This is a genomic window from Colwellia sp. MB3u-41 (assembly GCF_014076845.1).
Lineage (GTDB): Bacteria > Pseudomonadota > Gammaproteobacteria > Enterobacterales > Alteromonadaceae > Colwellia_A.
The window spans coordinates 1-17124 of record NZ_JACGUT010000073.1 but is presented as its reverse complement, the minus strand read 5'-3'; the positions used below and the strand labels follow the sequence as shown (position 1 = coordinate 17124).

Sequence of the window (17124 nt, the reverse complement as noted above, 5' to 3'; positions counted from 1 at the left end):
TCCTGCTTTCTGACTTCTTATTATCTCATGATTTAACACGTTATCATTTTTTGTGTTAAAGATAGCATTGTTATTGGAGGGTTCTACAAAAAAGTAGCAATTTCATCGAGTGGTTTTTTAATTTGAGCATGATGAGGTACTGTTGCATCTTCGTTTGGATAGCCGGTAATAAGTAACATGTAAGCCCGATCATTCTCTGGCCTTCCACAGACTTTACTTAAAAAAGACATCGGCTTTGGAGTATGCGTTAGTGTTACAAGCCCAGAGGTATGTAGCGCATTAATTAAAAAACCTGTCGCTATACCCACTGATTCATGCACATAATAATTAGTATTTTTATCTTCTGTACTAATTCCCCCTTTCTTTTGGCTAAAAATAGCAATCAGCCATGGGGCATGCTCTAAATATGGCTTATTAGCGTCAGTGCCTAATGCTTTTAAAGCGCCTAACCACTCTTCACCTGCTCGACCTTCATAAAAGCCTCGCTCATGAAATTCAGCTTGCTCTCTAATTTGCTTTTTTATATCGCGGCTATGTACGGCGACAAAGTGCCAAGGTTGGTGATTAGCGCCGCTTGGCGCAGTTGCAGCAGCTTTAATACAATTTTCTATAATCTCTTTAGGCACAGGGCGATCGCTAAAGCTACGAATACTGTGTCGGCGCTTTATATCTAAATAGAAGTTTTTCGAGCGTAATAGCATTTCGTCTTGTGGGTACTCAATGTAATCGCTCAAAGGGCTTGAGTCATGATCTTGCATCGCATTTTATCCTGTATATTTACTACTCATAAAGAGCAGGATATAACACTGTAAAGATATTGCAAGTGCAATATCTTTACAGTGTTATATAAAATATAAACATTAACTTCATACACTTTACTGATATTACTTTTACTTGCGATCAAAAAAGACGCCGAAGCGTCTTTTTTAAACAAGGTAGGCCTATGGCTAATTAGCCGATAAACGCACGCGCATTACGGAACATGCGTACCCAAGGAGAATCTTCTTGCCATTCGTCTGGATGCCATGAGTTAGCGACGGTTCTAAATACACGTTCAGGATGCGGCATCATAATAGTAACACGACCATCCGTTGTTGTTAGCGCCGTAATACCGTCAGGCGAGCCATTAGGGTTAGCTGGATACGTTTCAGTGATTTGACCATAATTATCAACATAACGCATTGAAACAGTACCTGAATCATTAACAGCACCGATAGCATCTTCTGAACTAAATTCTGCATGACCTTCACCATGAGAAACAGCAATAGGCATACGAGAACCTGCCATACCTTTAAATAATACTGACGGACTTTCTTGTATTTCAACTAATGAGAAACGTGCTTCAAAACGTTCAGATTTATTTTGTACAAAATGTGGCCACGCTTGAGCGCCAGGAATAATTTCTTTCAGATTAGATAACATCTGACAACCATTACAAACACCTAAAGTGAAGGTGTCTTGGCGTTCAAAGAAAGCTTTGAACATGGCTTTAGCATCTTTGTTAAATAATATGGATTTTGCCCAACCTTCGCCAGCACCTAAGACGTCTCCGTAAGAGAAACCACCACAAGCGACTAAACCGTTAAAATCAGCTAAATTAGCTCGGCCAGATAAAATATCAGACATATGTACGTCAACAGCAATAAAGCCAGCTCGGTCAAAAGCGGCCGCCATTTCAACATGAGAGTTTACGCCCTGCTCACGCAATATTGCAATTTTTGGATTCGAACCTTTAAGTGCATCTTGTGCGATTAACTGAGCGACAATATCTTCATTGATATCAAAAGTAAGCTCAGCATGTAATCCTGGGTCTTCAGTATCATATTTAACGTCATGTTCTTGTTGAGCACATTCTGGGTTATCACGCAGTGACTGCATTCTATAGGTCGTTTGTGCCCATACAGTACGATAATAAGTACGTGAATTTTCAAGTACTACCTTACCATCACGGCTAAATCGGAGTGTATCTTCGTTATTAATACGACCAATATCAGTACAACAATCTGCAATACCATGTTCAGCTAAAATTGCGTCTATTGCAGCAACATCACTTTCACGAATTTGAATAACAGCGCCAAGCTCTTCGTTAAATAATACGTCAATGTCATTACCTGAGACTGAGTTTAATGCTGTTAAATCAATATCTACACCGGTATGACCAGCAAAAGCCATTTCAACGACAGTGGTGAATAATCCGCCATCAGAGATATCATGATAAGCAATAAGCTTTTCATCACGAACTAATGTTTGCATGGCGTTGAAGAAACCTTTTAATGTTTCCGGGCTATCTACATCGGGTGTTTCTTTACCTAAGTGCTTATAAACCTGTGCTAAACATGAGCCACCTAAGCGCTTTTTACCTTTTGATAAATCAATAGCAACAAGTCGAGTGTCGCCTTGGTCTATTCTTAATTCAGGCGTAACCGTTTTACGAATATCTTCAACAACACCAAAAGCGGTGATAATTAATGACATAGGAGATGTGACTGATTTTTCTTCGCCCTTATCTTCCCACTTAGTTTTCATCGACATTGAATCTTTACCCACTGGGATAGTTAACCCTAATGCTGGACAAAGCTCTTCGCCAATAGCTTTAACGGCTTCATATAAACCTGCATCTTCGCCCGGGTGTCCTGCTGGCGACATCCAATTCGCAGACAATTTGATCCGGTTTAAATCGCCAATATCTGTTCCGGCAATATTAGTTAGTGACTCAGCGACCGCTAAACGAGCAGAAGCGCCAAAGTTTAATAAAGCCACGGGAGTGCGCTCACCCAAAGACATGGCTTCGCCGTGATAAGAGTCAAGCGCAGAGGCGGTAACACCACAATCGGCAACAGGCACTTGCCAAGGACCAACCATTTGGTCGCGATTAACCATACCCGTTACCGAGCGATCGCCAATGGTAATAAGAAAGGTTTTTTCTGCAACTGTCGGCAACGACAAAATACGGTCAGCAGCATCAGCTAAGGTGATATCCGTTAAAGAAAATTCATCTCCACCGGCTTTTGCCGTTAATACATCTTTAAATATTTTAGGTGTTTTACCTAATAAAACATCAAGTGGTAAATCAATAGGTGTAGCTAATTTATCATTACCGGTAAAATGAGCATCAGTCACAGTTAAATGTGCTTCTTCTGTCGCACGACCAACAACAGAAAATGGTGCGCGTTCACGGTGACATATTTTTTCAAAGGTCGCTAAATTTTTGTCTGATACGGCAATAACATAACGTTCTTGAGATTCGTTACACCAAATTTCATGAGGTGCCATACTGCGTTCATCATTTGGAACATTGCGAAGTTCAAAAACACCACCACGGCCGCCATCAGCAACTAACTCAGGGAAAGCATTTGATAAACCGCCAGCACCGACATCATGAATGAAAGCGATTGGATTCTCTTCTCCCAACTGCCAACACTTATCGATAACTTCTTGACAACGACGTTCCATTTCAGGGTTTTCACGTTGCACAGAAGCAAAATCTAAATTCTCGGCTGATTGACCAGAGGCCATTGATGATGCTGCACCACCACCTAGACCAATATTCATGGCGGGACCGCCAAGTGCGATTAAATGAGCGCCAACGATAATTTCACGCTTTTGTACATGTTCATCACGAATATTACCTAAGCCACCAGCAAGCATAATTGGCTTGTGGTAACCACGTACTTCAACACCGTTAAACGAGTTAACTTCTTCTTCGTAAGTACGGAAATAACCTAGAATTGCTGGACGACCAAATTCATTGTTAAAAGCCGCGCCACCTAAAGGACCTTCCATCATAATATCAAGCGCTGAAACAATACGACCTGGCTTGCCAAAATTAGTTTCCCATGGCTGTTCGAAATTAGGAATGCGTAAGTTGGATACTGAAAAACCGACTAAACCTGCTTTGGGTTTAGAGCCAATACCTGTTGCACCCTCGTCACGAATTTCACCACCTGAGCCTGTTGCTGCGCCAGGGTATGGAGAAATAGCGGTGGGATGATTGTGTGTTTCAACCTTCATTAAGATTTGTATGTCTTCATGGTGGTAACCGTAAACATTCGTTTGAGGATTAGGGAAAAAACGTCCGCCCTTATTACCGACCATAACTGCTGCATTATCTTTGTAAGCACTTAAAACAAAGTCAGGATTAATTTCATGGGTATTACGGATCATTTTAAATAATGATTTTGGCTGTTTTACACCATCTATGGTCCAGTCAGCATTAAATATTTTATGGCGACAATGCTCTGAGTTTGCTTGCGCGAACATGTAAAGTTCGATGTCGTGTGGGTTACGACCTAATTTGGTAAAATTTTCAAATAAGTAATTTACTTCATCTTCCGCTAAAGCTAAACCTAATTCTATATTCGCCTTAACTAAGGCATTTTTTCCACCCTTTTCAATATCAATGGCGGTTAACTCACCTGGCTCTGCGGTCGCAAAAAGTGACGTTGCTTGTGCCATTTTGGTAAATATAACTTCCATCATGCGATCTGAAATCAAATGATCAAACTGAGCTTGCTGTTGCTCATTCAAAGATTCACCAGAAATGTAATAAGCGATACCACGTTCTAAACGGTTAACTTTAGTTAACCCACAGTTATGAGCGATGTCAGTTGATTTTGAAGACCAAGGCGAAATAGTGCCAGGGCGCGGAGTCACTAATAAGAATTGACCTACCGGTTCGTGTTCTTCAATGTTTGGTCCATACTTAAGAAGTTGCTGTAAAACTTGAAACTCTTCGTCGTTAAGATCAGCTGAAATATGCACAAAGTGCGTAAATTCAGCATAAATATCTGTTATAGGAAGTTTTAATTCAGCACATTGAGCTAATAATTTTTTAACTCTAAAGTCTGAAAGTGCCGGAGCGCCGCGAAGGGTTTTCATCAACATCGTCATAAACGTAATCACCAGTTTAGTTTTATTTTAGTTGCGTTTTCGCAGTTAAAATAATGGAAGAAAAATCGCGCATATTATAATAGATATAAAGGGTTTTGATAAGCCTTAAAAGATTAACTTAAAAAGTTAATCTTCATTATTGATAAAAAGTGCTTTGAATAAAGAAGGAATCACGCCACAATAACCCTATATGATTAACTTAAATTTTAAAATAGTTAAAAAAATCAGCACGTTTGTAAGTATATTATTCTTGACTGCTTTTTTACTATTAGGCTGCCAGCCCACAGAAAAAAATGCCAGTTTGCAGCGCATCATTGAGCGTGGCTATATTAACGTCGGTACTATTTACGGCTTAACCAGTTATTACTTGGAAGCTGAAGACGCTGCTGGTTTTGAGTATGAATTAGTTAAAAATTATGCTGACTCATTAGGTGTTGACTTAAAAGTAGTCCCTAGTTACAGCCTTGAAGAGCTTTTTGACAAATTAGACAGTGGCCAAGTGGATATTCTAGCCGCGGGTTTAGCCGTTACCGAAAAAAGGCGTCAACAATATGATTTTTCACCAAGCTACGACAATATCAGCCAGAAACTGGTGTTTAAGCAAGGGAAAATTAGACCTCGTGATATTGAAGACTTAACAGGCAACTTACTCATCATGGCTCATTCGAGTCATGATGAAAACCTCACCCAATTAAAAAACAGCCACCAAGAGTTAACTTGGCGAGTAAGTGATGAATTTGATAGCGAAGAACTCTTACTTAAAGTATTGTCAGAAGAAATTGACTACACCGTTATCGACAGTAATACCCTTGCAGTTAATCGCCGCTATTATCCTGAAATCAGTATTGGCTTTACCATTAAAAAACCTCAGCCTTTAGCTTGGGCTGTTAAAAAAAATAATGACCAGTCAATTTATGCCAGCCTTGTTGAGTTTTTTGGCAGAGTTCATCACGACGGAACATTATTAGCCCTCGATGACAAATACTACGGTCATGTTGAAGAATTCAACTATGTTGACACTCGTATGTTTATTAAAGCCGTTGAAGGTAAACTGCCTCAGTACCGGCCATTATTTGAGAAATATAGTCAGGAACTTGATTGGCGTTTACTCGCTGCTATTAGTTATCAAGAATCCCACTGGGAACCGCATGCGCGTTCTTATACAGGCGTACGCGGCATGATGATGCTAACCTTGCCAACCGCAAAACAAATGGGGATTAAAAGTCGTTTAGATGCTGAACAGAGCATTCGTGGTGGCGCTAAATACTTTAAACAAATGATCGATAGAATGCCTGACAGAGTCCCTTCACCTGACAGATTATGGTTTGCGCTCGCTTCATATAACATTGGCTTAGGCCATTTAAATGACGCACGAAAGATAACACAAAAACAAGGCGGAGACCCAGATCGCTGGGTAGAGGTTAAAGATCGTTTACCTTTACTTAAGCAGAAAAAATACTACAAACCAACCAAGTATGGTTATGCTCGCGGTGACGAAGCCGTAAACTATGTTGAAAACATAAGACGTTATTACGACACGTTGACTTGGATGGACAATAAGTCAAAAGAAAATGCTATCCCTCAACCTATTAAAGATAAAACAGTTATTATCACACAATAGCGCTTGCCTTTATTTGGACGGCGTTATTTTGAAAACTCATCAATGTACTCATAATTGTTGATTGTCATCAAAATGACATATTGTGCAAGGATACTTAAACCTAGTAGGGTAATTCTGAACTTATTTACGTGTATGTACGTACTTAGAATTACTCTGGAACAATAAACCTGTTTGACAGAATTTCAATAATTAATGAGAAATAATAATGAACAATCGCATTAGACGACAAGTGCAAAGCACACATAGAAAAAGACAGATACAACGCCAAAAGCACAAAATCAACACCCGTCGATTAGGGCAATTTTTAATTGAAAACCAATAACATATCGTTTATTGGTTCTTTAATTGATGCCTTTATTTATGCTTACCTTGAGTCCAATTTGACCCTAACAATAATCGTTCGCCAGCGTTAACAGCACCTGTTTCCATCGTAGTTCCCATAGAATCATTCCAACGATTCAAATAGCCAAATAAGGAAATAACGCCCAGTATTTCTACAATTTCTCCATCATCCCAATGTTTATATAATTCAGTGGAAATATTATCGTCAACAGCATTTGGTACACTTGAAGCGGCGAGTGCAAATTCAAAAGCTGCCTTTTCACCCGCACTATAGCGATCACTTTCTCTAAAAGACCAAATATTAGCGAGTCGTTCATCAGTGCCTCCATAACGTTCAGCAGCTAAGATAGTATGAGCTTCGCAATAGCGACAGCCTGTGTTAGCACTTGTTATATAACCTATTAAGCGTTTTTGCTCAGCCGTTACTGTGCCTTCATTTGCCATAACAGCCATATTCAAATTTATAAAAGCCTTAGCAATAGCTGGGCGTCGTTGCATCGTCAACACACTATTTGGGCAAAACCCTAATGTTTCATTAAAGAAACGGGTAAGTTCAGAAACTTCTTCATTTTCATCTTTATCAAGTGGGGCAACTAACGCCATAACGCTCTCCGAGTATTGATCTATAAACATGAATATAAAGCAACGATATTGTAAATGCAACATTGTTGCTTTTCAGTTTTTAATCATTAACATCTGTTACTTTCAATAAAAATAGCCAAATACAAATAACACGATTACACTTAATCAAAGTTAGAGTGATTGACTGTTTTTTACTTTTAAATAAGACTGATGCCAAGGTAAGAAGATAATAGGTTCAAAGCAACGAAAGCCACTCTAGATTGTCCTATAAAAGCTTTAATCGACAAATTCAGCGGTAGCATTTAAAGTAAGTCCTCTCACTAATTTAACCAAGGAGATGAGATATGAAAAAATATTTAATTTTTGCTCTTGTATTAACTTTTCATGGTTCAGCTAATGAAGCCCCATCAAGAGATTATGCGGTAGGGTGGGAATTGTGGTATCCATACCAGTATCATAATAAGCAACAAGAACTTGTGGGTTTAGATTTCGATATTTTCAATGCAATTATTAAAGAGTCTACCCTTAAAGTAACATTCACAGAAATCCCTTGGAAAAGACATTTACAATATATAAAAACTGGTAAAATAGATATGGCAATGGGTGCCTCTCATTCAGCTGAGCGCGAACAAACTGCATATTTTTCTATACCTTACAGACTTGAGAAAGTTAACCTTTTTGTTAAAAAAGGAACGGCTCAGAAAATAAAGCTAAAAAAATTAAGCGATCTTTCTAGTGCTGATTATATGATTGGTGTTGAGGGTGGCTATTATTACGGTAAAGAATATCAAAAACTAATTACAACAAAAGCCTTTCATGCCCATATTAATAACGTTATCGACCTAGAACAAAATGTGGCGCTATTATTAAAAGGTCATATTGACGGGGTTTTGGTCGATCCGGTGACGATGAAAGCGTTCTCTGAAAAGTACTCATTGCAAGGTGAATTTGAAATACATCCCTTGGAAATATATCAAGATACTATTCATATTATGTTAAGTCGCCAGTCGTGTACCATTGAAACACTTAATCGTATTAATGATGCCATCACCACATTAGTACAAAATGGTGAAATAGCTAAAATCATTGCACATTGGACAGCCATCCACAAATAACCCTATTGTATTCTACTGTCACCTTTTTATGACTCCAATATCCCCTCGCCTAGATAAAAAGACTCCCACTAAAACTAAAAAACCTCAGTTACAAATTTGTAAATGAGGTTTTGGGTTACTCGCATTAAGTATTAACAACTTTTGATTAGCCTTTACGCCAAGTTGTTTTGCCTGCACTGTCTTCAACAATAATATTCATCACCGCTAACTTATCGCGAGCTTCATCAGCTGATGCCCAGTTTTTACTTACTCTGGCATCATTACGTTGCTTAATTAACGCCTCAACTTCAGCAACTTCATCATTGTCACCTTCACCTTGTAAAAAGCTTGCTGGAGGTAATTGTAACAAACCAATTAAATCACCTAACCCTTTGAGTGTTGCTGCTAAATAGGGGGCTCTGTCACTATCAGTATTTTTAGCAACATTTAACTCTTTGGCTAAATCAAATAATACCGCTAAAGCTTGTGGCGTATTAAAGTCGTCATTCATGACTTTAATAAATGCGCTAACATAAACATCGTTCTTATCTAAAGAAAAATCAGCAAGTACATCAACCTCACGCAAAGCAGTATATATACGCTCTAAGCCAGAACGAGCTTGGTCGAGATTATCAGTAGAGTAATTCAACTGACTACGGTAATGTCCTGATGTTAAAAAGAACCTTACGGTTTCTGAATCATATTGTGTTAACACATCACGAATAGTGAAAAAGTTATTAAGTGATTTTGACATTTTTTCTTGGTCAACTTGCACCATACCGGTATGGATCCAATAGTTAACATAAGGCGTGTCAAGTGCACAGCAACTTTGTGCTACTTCATTTTCATGATGTGGAAACTGTAAATCTGAACCACCACCATGAATATCGAAGTGACGACCTAGCTCTTTCGCACTCATAGCAGAACATTCGATATGCCAACCAGGGCGCCCTGCTCCCCATGGTGATCCCCAACTCGGCTCACCCAGTTTAGCTGACTTCCATAAAACAAAATCTAGTGGTGACTTTTTACTTTCGTCAACTTCAACACGAGAGCCTGCTTGTAATTGCTCTAAATTTTGTCCACTAAGTTTGCCATAGTCTTCATAACTAGAAACGGCAAATAACACATCGCCACTATCTGCAACATAAGCATGATCTTTTTCTACAAGGGTAACTATCATGGCAATTATTTCGTCCATGTGAGTAGTCACTCTTGGTTCAAGATCCGGTCGCTGTATATTCAATGCGTCAAAATCTTCATGCATCAATGCAATAGTTCGCTCGGTAAGCTGATCGGGTGTTTCGTTATTTTCTTGTGCACGTTTAATTATTTTATCTTCAACATCAGTGATGTTACGAACATAATTTACGTCATAACCGCTAAATCGTAAATATCTAGCGATATTGTCAAAGCTAATATAGGTTCGACCATGACCGATATGGCATAAATCGTAAACAGTACAACCACATACATACAAACCGACTTTACCTGCTTCAATTGGGGTAAAAACTTCCTTCTGACGGGTTAATGTATTGTATATCTGTAACATAAGATTTTCTGGCTCCGTTTACGATTAAAATATAAGGTATTATTCATTAATAAAAAATCAACGATTTTTCGATAATTGTACCCGAACAAAGTGCTAGGGTCATTATTTAACATGAGAATATCCATAAGTTTTCTTTACAGTTCTGTGCTTTCGTTTACAATTCGCCCATCGAAATTGAAGAGTAAATAAAATGATCACTTTAAAAACAAATTTAGGCGATATCAAAATTTTATTAAACGTTGATAAAGCACCCCTTACGGCAAAAAACTTTCAACAATATGTTGAAGATGGCTTTTATAATGGCACTATTTTTCACCGTGTTATTAATGGGTTTATGGCACAGGGTGGTGGTTTTGCTTCAGGTTTAGAAGAAAAAGATTCTCGTGAAACCATTCAAAACGAAGCGAACAATGGCTTAAGCAATAAGCGTGGCACTTTAGCGATGGCAAGAACACAAGAGCCACATTCCGCTTCTGCACAATTCTTTATTAACTTAAGTGACAACGACTTTTTAGATTTTAAAAGCGAAACGGTACAAGGTTGGGGTTACTGTGTTTTTGCTGAAGTTGTTGAAGGCATGGACATTGTTGATAAAATGACATTAGTTGATACAGGCCGTTTACACGGTCATGACGATGTACCAAAAGAAGAAATCATCATTGAATCTACGATTATTGATTAATTTCATTCAGTGACTAGTAGAGAATTAAAAGAGTCGGTAACCTATTTTATTGCCGACTTACATTTAGCTCAAAATAGGCCTGATATCACGGCCTGTTTTTTGTCATTCCTTAAAAATGATGCACCTAAAGCCGAAACGCTTTACATATTAGGTGATTTATTTGAATACTGGATTGGCGATGATGATACAAATCCTTTTGTTATAGACGTTTCCAACGCCTTAAAAACATTAAGTAAGCTAAGTACTCGTATTTACTATATTCATGGTAATCGCGATTTTTTACTTGGTAAAAAATATGCTAAAGCCTGTGGTATGCAGTTATTACCTGAAATTGATCTTATTAATTTATACGGTAAACCTGTTGTTATTATGCACGGCGATACCTTATGTACCCGTGATATTGCCTATCAAGCCTTTAGAAAAAAGTCACGTTCATGGTGGTGGCAAGCCATCATCAAAAACTTACCTTTATTTGTACGCCGAAAAATTGCAGAGAACTATCGCATAAAAAGTGCGAGTGCAACAGCAATGAAATCACAAGAAATAATGGACGTTACCGAAACTGAAGTTATAAACGCACTTGAGTTATATAAGAGTCAGTTAATGATCCACGGACATACCCATCGTCCAAACATCCATAACATTCAAGCAAATAATGCTTCTGCTCAACGTATTGTACTAGGCGACTGGTATGAACAAGGCGCTTGGTTAAAAGTAACCGAAAACAGTATAGAATTACTTTCACAAGCCTTTAAAACTGACTAAAAATTACGTTTATTTTAAATTGAATGATACTTATATAAAGCACTTATAGCTTGGTCAATAAAAATTTATCCCCCCTGTTCCTATATACTTTTACATTGAGTTTACTGTTAATTAACGTTATGAGGTAAGAAATAATAAAAGGACGTATTATGCAAGAGAATTTTCATCATGCTATGATTATTTCTGAAGAAGAAAAAAATTAATTATTTTTCATACTGTTGCATCTAAATCTAGTCATTACGCTGTGGCATATTATTATTTCACGAAAGAAATATTTATCCCTCAATAGTAAAATAGATGTTCAATTAGCCGCCAATAACAGTATCTATTGGTGTTGCCGAACTGCAAAGTAATATGACGTGGTCGACATTATTTAATAATGCAGACCAAGCGTTATATAAAGCTAAAAATTCAGGGCAGAATTGTTGTGGTTTGGCGGTATGATTGCCACACAACAGCCAGAAAATTCTTACTAAAATTCAACAGCTTTTGTTAGTAAACCACTGTGAAACTTGAAGTCTTCGTCAGGGCTAATAATTAATGCCGCTTCAATATCGGCAAAGTACTTTACTCGTTCAGAAATGTCTTTTCCGGCTATCTCTGCCGCTAATGATAAATAGTCTTGGTAGTGCCTAGCTTCAGAGCGCAATAAAGAAATATAGAAATCACCAAGACGTTTATCAACATGTGGTGCTATTTTAGCAAAACGTTCACATGATCTTGCCTCAATAAAAGCCCCTATAATTAACTTATCTACCATCGCATCAGGTTCAAAAGATTTTACATGGCGAAGTAAACCTTTCGCATACCGACATGGCGTAATACTTTGATATTCAACAGCGTATTCATCCATTATCTCTAGTACTTGATAAAAATGGTGTAACTCTTCTTTAATCAATAAGACCATTTTGTCAATAAGGCTTTGTCCGTGAGCTGAACCTGACTTAGGTAATATTGCTTTAGTTAACTTGTTTTTTGAAGGTAACGAGCGCCAATCGCCTTGTCTTTTATAAATTAATTGCTCAAAAGGCTGTAGCCAAGCTAATAGTGCATCACCACTTTCTTTATCTACGGCATATTTTCGGATCAAAAACATTGCCGACTGCGCAGCTTTTAGCTCACAAACGAGGTGATCGATCAGGAGGATAGATAGATTTTCTGGCTTAACTGCCTCATCAAGCCATGCTTGTGGTGTTTCGCACTTTAAGAATGACATGATTGGTGCTAATAATTCTTGAGTCGACATTTGCGCTAATTCTTCGCTATATACACTAGAGTAATTTTTATTTTATCATATTCAGATTAAGAATTACGGGGCTATTTGCGGATAATATTCAATTCCAATTAATATTAAATATCTTAGATCTTACTTGAAACGCTATTATTACAAAGAAGTCTGTTTTTATGAATCAAAATCATCCCTCCAAGCGGACACTTTTATGCGGGATAAAGCTTATAGTATAGACGGCACCTATTAATTAGCTCTAAGAGAAGTCTATCAATTTAAATATCGGGAGGAACTTTATCTATAGATGAATCAGGTGTTTTATATGGTAGAAAGTTTTATGGACGCTAATAATTTATCAGTATTCAACGGACAATAATTAAGCTGTTATAGGCCTATTCTAAAATATATAGGTTATAGCTTTATCGTGCCTTCGATCTTCGACACCAGACTGATTCAATTAAAGTAAGAAGCTTCTGCTAAGCTGTCATAAGCATTAGCGTAGTTGAGAAATTCTCTTATTGATCACTCTAAAATTTTGATTGCGCTTTGATATTGCTTTGTTCAGAGCAATTTATACCCTATACGGATTAATGCATTTTCATTACTAAAATCATAACCGATTACTGAGCGTGGTTTAACTCTTAATTATGCCACTTTGTTAACATTAGTATTTATACTGAAAAACTTTGTATGGCCAAAACTTCTTAAATTTAACAGATAACCAACGACAAAAATAAATCTTACAACTAAGTTGCTTCCAACATTAGAGTAGATTGAAGCGAAACGTTGGCCTAAGATATACTCAGCAATTCTAATTCCTTCATAGATCACAGATGAATACGCTTAGAGATATACAAGCCGAGGCATTTATAATCACCGCATTGTTACCAAAAATAACCTTTCTAGTTTAATACACTCAATGCATAAACTAATAAATCACTCTCCTAAGGAACAAAATCAAAAAATTTACTATTCCTCTAATAACTTCTCTAGCCCTAAGCGCTTGTGCTACTTTTGACCGATATACGGTGAGTAAAAGTTTCCATTACCGCCAAAGGTGCGGGTATCAGTGCAGGTGTTGCTGCTGTAGCGGCCTATTTAGTCAATAAAAATGAGGATAATATAGGTAAAAGTAATCGTATAATGTTGAAAGCTGCGACGCTGAGATTATTGGTGGTATTGGTTATTATATGGATACACAAGAAGCTAAATTGAGAAAAAAACTACGTGGTTCAGGTGTTAGTGTTGAACGTGAAGGTTATAACATCAACTTAACTATGCCTGGCAATATTACATCTCCTTCAGGTAATGCCAATATTGATCAACGTTTCTTATCTGTTTTAGATTCGGTTGTTTTAATATTACAAGAATTCAACAAAACCTTGATGGTCGTTGCGGGTCATACTGATAGCTCTGGCTCTGATGCACTAAACCAGAGTTTATCAGAACGCCGCACTCAGTCTTTTTTTACCTACCTTAATAATGCAGGTGTTATTATAGAGAGAATTGAAGTGATTGGTTTTGGTGAAACTCAGCCTGTTACTTGTAATAGTTCAACCAACTCACATCGGGCTTCCATTTTTTAATCCACGATGGAATATCACTGGCAGGCATAGGTCTGGCTATGCCATAACCTTGGGCTAATTCACAGCCAAGCTGTAATAGTGCGATACCATGTTCAATAGTCTCCACCCCTTCAGCAATCACATTACGTTTAAATGATTTAGCTAAGGCTATCACGCCTTCAACAATGGCTAAATCATCCACGTCAATCAACATATCTCGAACAAAGCTCTGGTCTATCTTAATTAAATTTGCAGGCAATCGCCTAAGATGAGTAAGAGACGAATAGCCTGTGCCAAAATCATCTAAGGCAAATTTAACTCCCAACGCCATGCACTCATTCATTGTTGTTGAGACATGATGTACATCTTCTAAGGCGCTAGTTTCCAGCATTTCTAGTTCTAAATGGTGTGGTTTAACATCAGGATACGCTGCTAGCATTGTCTTTAGTTTCTGTGTGAAATCGGATTCCTGTAATTGAACTGCTGCAATGTTTACGCTAATGCTTAAAGGGAGATTAATCCCCATTGCTTGCCATTGGCTGATTTGTGACAGTGCAGAGTTAATAACCCACTCACCTAGCTCAATCATCATAGGGGTATCTTGAATGTCAGGTAAAAAATCGATTGGATTTAACAGTCCACGTTCTGGATGTTGCCAACGAATTAATGCCTCAACACCTATTACCGACCCTGTCCGCATATGAACCTTAGGCTGGTAATAGAATAAAAATTGATGATTATCTAATGCGCTACGAATAGCTTCTAAGCTTTCCAATTGTACTTTATGTGCGTCATCTTGGGCCATATCAAATAGGTGATAACGATTTTTGCCTGATTCTTTAGCCGCATACATGGCCTGGTCGGCATGCCGGATGAGTAAATCGGCATCAACATTATCTTGCGGATAAAGGGTGACACCAATACTGGCTGATACATTTAAGACCACATTATTGACTTTTACAGGCTCTGACGCTGCAAGCAATAATCGCTCTAATATTGGCCAACAATCTTCAACTACAGCTAAACCAGCTAATACTATTACAAATTCATCACCGCCAATGCGGGCTAAGCTATCACCTTTACGCAACGTTTCCTTCATACGCTTTGATAGTGCAATCAGTAATTCATCACCCCTACTATGCCCATAAGTATCATTGATTACTTTGAACCCATCTAAATCAAGGAATACGACAGCGATAGACTGTTTCTGACGACTGCACTGCAACATGGCTTGGGATAATCGGTCTGCCAATAATGCACGGTTCGGTAAATCAGTAAGTATATCGTAGTGAGCCATATGCTCTAGTTGCTCTTGATGTTTTTTTGTTAGGGTAATGTCATTACCCAAGGATACATAATGAGTAGTGATACCGTTTTCATCACGTACAGCAGTGATAGTTTTCATTTCCGCATACACTTCGCCATTTTTACGACGGCTCCATATTTCACCAGACCAGAAACCTTCTATTACTAGCGCTTTCCACATATCAGCGTCGAGCTCAAGTGATTGGCGTCCAAAATGAAAATTCTGTATGAATTTACCAATACATTCTTCTCGGCTATAGCCTGTTATATGAGTAAAAGTCTCATTCATATCAAGTACTTTACCCGCAGCATCACTGATAGCGATGCTTTCACGAGCATGTGTAAATACGCTCGCAGCTAGTGTTAATTTCTCTTTAGCATTTTTCTGCTCTGTAATGTCTTGAATTATACCGACTACCCACAAAGGTTTACCTTGCTCATTATGTTCAAGCACTACACCTCTGTCCCAAATCCAGATTTGTTTATCGTCGTTTGGGCGTACCATTCTATATTCAAGACTATAGGGTATGTTTTCTTCGAGTAACCGGTCCAGTGCTCTATTTACTTGAGCTTTATCCTCTTCAAAAATACAATGTTGAAATTCATCAAACGAATTTTCGATATCAACCACACCAGTGATCATTTCCCAATTTTTATTGTGGAATACATCATTAGTTTGAGTATTCCATTCCCACAGGCCTTCACTCGAAATATCTAAAACAGCAGTTAGCCTTCTTTCATTTTTTTCTGCTTGATTTTTTAAGGCAATAATATCAGTGACATCAGTTGCAATAATCACGACATTTTCTTCTCCTTTACAGTTAATGAAAGGCGCATTTACAGAATGAAAATTATGATTTTCTCCTGTTTTAATGTCGGTAGCATCTTCATAAAAAACTTGATTTTTTTTACTGTTGATAACGATTTTTACACTTTCTAACAATTGATTGGTCTGCTCTGTATTACCAGTAAAATAAGAGTCGTCTTTGCCAATTATTTTTTGTGATGTTGTATTATAAAAGTCAGCAAGCGTTTTATTAGCAAAAATAAAATTACCATAAGAATCTTTTGCAAAAACAGGCTCAGGAATAGCATTGATGATATCTAGTAGCAGTCTATTTTGTTTTTTTTCGTTTTCAAATTTTCGTTGTAAATCATATGTCATGTAAAAAAACCTTAATGTACTTCCCATAAAAAACTATGAAGAAAATGTCTTATTTAGGTGATAAAAGAACGAGATTATGAAATTAAAAAAAGGTTTCAAGCTCATTTGATGTCCAATAACTCCACTAGTGATGTCTATTCATACTTGTAGAGCTTCTCAAATCATGAATTTCTTTTAAGCTTGCCGTATATTTAACCATATTACTATTTAACCTATTGAGGGAGAGTAATCGTCGTTGTTATTACTTGCGGAGGTGTAGCTCTGCAAACAGTAACTACTATCGCTAATACTTTTTATTTTTATTTTTATTTTTATTTTTATTTTTATTTTTAT

At 37.5% G+C, this 17124-nt stretch carries 12 protein-coding genes; 6 read left to right on the top strand and 6 right to left on the bottom strand.

The genetic code is table 11. The features are described from left to right. Positions 1–83: 83 nt before the first annotated feature. On the bottom strand, positions 84–758 hold the full coding sequence (locus tag H4J73_RS07460) for a nitroreductase family protein (RefSeq protein WP_182179623.1): 675 nt from the start codon (positions 756–758) through the stop codon (positions 84–86). A 193-nt stretch (positions 759–951) separates the two neighbouring features. Then, entirely contained in the window at positions 952–4878 is a 3927-nt protein-coding gene (gene purL / locus H4J73_RS07455) for a phosphoribosylformylglycinamidine synthase (RefSeq protein WP_182223210.1), read from the bottom strand. Between the two features lie 202 nt (positions 4879–5080). Here purL and mltF point away from each other — a divergent pair, with 202 nt between their 5' ends. Then, positions 5081–6511 (top strand): membrane-bound lytic murein transglycosylase MltF, encoded by a 1431-nt coding sequence (gene mltF / locus H4J73_RS07450; RefSeq protein ID WP_182179627.1) that lies wholly within the window; start codon positions 5081–5083, stop codon positions 6509–6511. 354 nt (positions 6512–6865) lie between these two features. On the opposite strand, the gene H4J73_RS07445 is transcribed toward mltF, so the two are convergent. Then, positions 6866–7456, bottom strand: coding sequence for a carboxymuconolactone decarboxylase family protein (locus H4J73_RS07445; RefSeq protein WP_182179629.1), 591 nt, complete (start codon positions 7454–7456; stop codon positions 6866–6868). 323 nt (positions 7457–7779) lie between these two features. On the opposite strand from H4J73_RS07445, the gene H4J73_RS07440 reads away from it, so the two are divergent. Continuing rightward, positions 7780–8550: an ABC transporter substrate-binding protein gene (locus tag H4J73_RS07440; protein WP_182179631.1), complete on the top strand. Its 771-nt coding sequence runs from the start codon at positions 7780–7782 to the stop codon at positions 8548–8550. 145 nt (positions 8551–8695) lie between these two features. Here H4J73_RS07440 and cysS read toward each other — a convergent pair whose 3' ends face one another. Beyond that, positions 8696–10081 carry a cysteine--tRNA ligase gene (gene cysS / locus H4J73_RS07435; RefSeq protein ID WP_182179633.1) on the bottom strand — a complete coding sequence of 462 codons (1386 nt, stop codon included), beginning with the start codon at positions 10079–10081 and terminating at the stop codon, positions 8696–8698. Positions 10082–10271: 190 nt separating this feature from the next. On the opposite strand from cysS, the gene H4J73_RS07430 reads away from it, so the two are divergent. From H4J73_RS07430 to H4J73_RS07420, 3 genes are all read left to right on the top strand, one after another. After that, on the top strand, positions 10272–10763 hold the full coding sequence (locus H4J73_RS07430; RefSeq protein WP_182179635.1) for a peptidylprolyl isomerase: 492 nt from the start codon (positions 10272–10274) through the stop codon (positions 10761–10763). Positions 10764–10772: 9 nt separating this feature from the next. Further along, positions 10773–11528 carry a UDP-2,3-diacylglucosamine diphosphatase gene (locus tag H4J73_RS07425; protein ID WP_182179637.1) on the top strand — a complete coding sequence of 252 codons (756 nt, stop codon included), beginning with the start codon at positions 10773–10775 and terminating at the stop codon, positions 11526–11528. Positions 11529–11843: 315 nt separating this feature from the next. Then, the gene (locus H4J73_RS07420; protein WP_182179649.1) at positions 11844–11972 is read left to right on the top strand and encodes a diguanylate cyclase domain-containing protein; all 129 of its coding nucleotides are present in this window, start codon (positions 11844–11846) and stop codon (positions 11970–11972) included. Between the two features lie 28 nt (positions 11973–12000). Here the strand turns inward: H4J73_RS07420 and H4J73_RS07415 are convergent, their stop codons facing one another. Continuing rightward, positions 12001–12774, bottom strand: coding sequence for a tRNA isopentenyl-2-thiomethyl-A-37 hydroxylase MiaE (locus H4J73_RS07415; RefSeq protein ID WP_182179639.1), 774 nt, complete (start codon positions 12772–12774; stop codon positions 12001–12003). Between the two features lie 1172 nt (positions 12775–13946). On the opposite strand from H4J73_RS07415, the gene H4J73_RS07410 reads away from it, so the two are divergent. Then, positions 13947–14342 (top strand): OmpA family protein, encoded by a 396-nt coding sequence (locus H4J73_RS07410; protein WP_259366561.1) that lies wholly within the window; start codon positions 13947–13949, stop codon positions 14340–14342. Here H4J73_RS07410 and H4J73_RS07405 read toward each other — a convergent pair. Continuing rightward, positions 14296–16791: a GGDEF and EAL domain-containing protein gene (locus tag H4J73_RS07405; protein ID WP_220460034.1), complete on the bottom strand. Its 2496-nt coding sequence runs from the start codon at positions 16789–16791 to the stop codon at positions 14296–14298. The genes H4J73_RS07410 and H4J73_RS07405 overlap by 47 nt on opposite strands. Positions 16792–17124 lie beyond the last annotated feature (333 nt).

Coding starts and splice junctions, on each gene's coding strand:
- H4J73_RS07410 (WP_259366561.1), top strand. CDS start 13,947: ATGGATACACAAGAAGCTAAATTGAGAAAAAAACTACGTGGTTCAGGT.
- mltF (WP_182179627.1), top strand. CDS start 5,081: ATGATTAACTTAAATTTTAAAATAGTTAAAAAAATCAGCACGTTTGTA.
- H4J73_RS07440 (WP_182179631.1), top strand. CDS start 7,780: ATGAAAAAATATTTAATTTTTGCTCTTGTATTAACTTTTCATGGTTCA.
- cysS (WP_182179633.1), bottom strand. CDS start 10,081: ATGTTACAGATATACAATACATTAACCCGTCAGAAGGAAGTTTTTACC.
- H4J73_RS07405 (WP_220460034.1), bottom strand. CDS start 16,791: ATGACATATGATTTACAACGAAAATTTGAAAACGAAAAAAAACAAAAT.
- H4J73_RS07445 (WP_182179629.1), bottom strand. CDS start 7,456: ATGGCGTTAGTTGCCCCACTTGATAAAGATGAAAATGAAGAAGTTTCT.
- purL (WP_182223210.1), bottom strand. CDS start 4,878: ATGAAAACCCTTCGCGGCGCTCCGGCACTTTCAGACTTTAGAGTTAAA.
- H4J73_RS07430 (WP_182179635.1), top strand. CDS start 10,272: ATGATCACTTTAAAAACAAATTTAGGCGATATCAAAATTTTATTAAAC.
- H4J73_RS07415 (WP_182179639.1), bottom strand. CDS start 12,774: ATGTCGACTCAAGAATTATTAGCACCAATCATGTCATTCTTAAAGTGC.
- H4J73_RS07460 (WP_182179623.1), bottom strand. CDS start 758: ATGCAAGATCATGACTCAAGCCCTTTGAGCGATTACATTGAGTACCCA.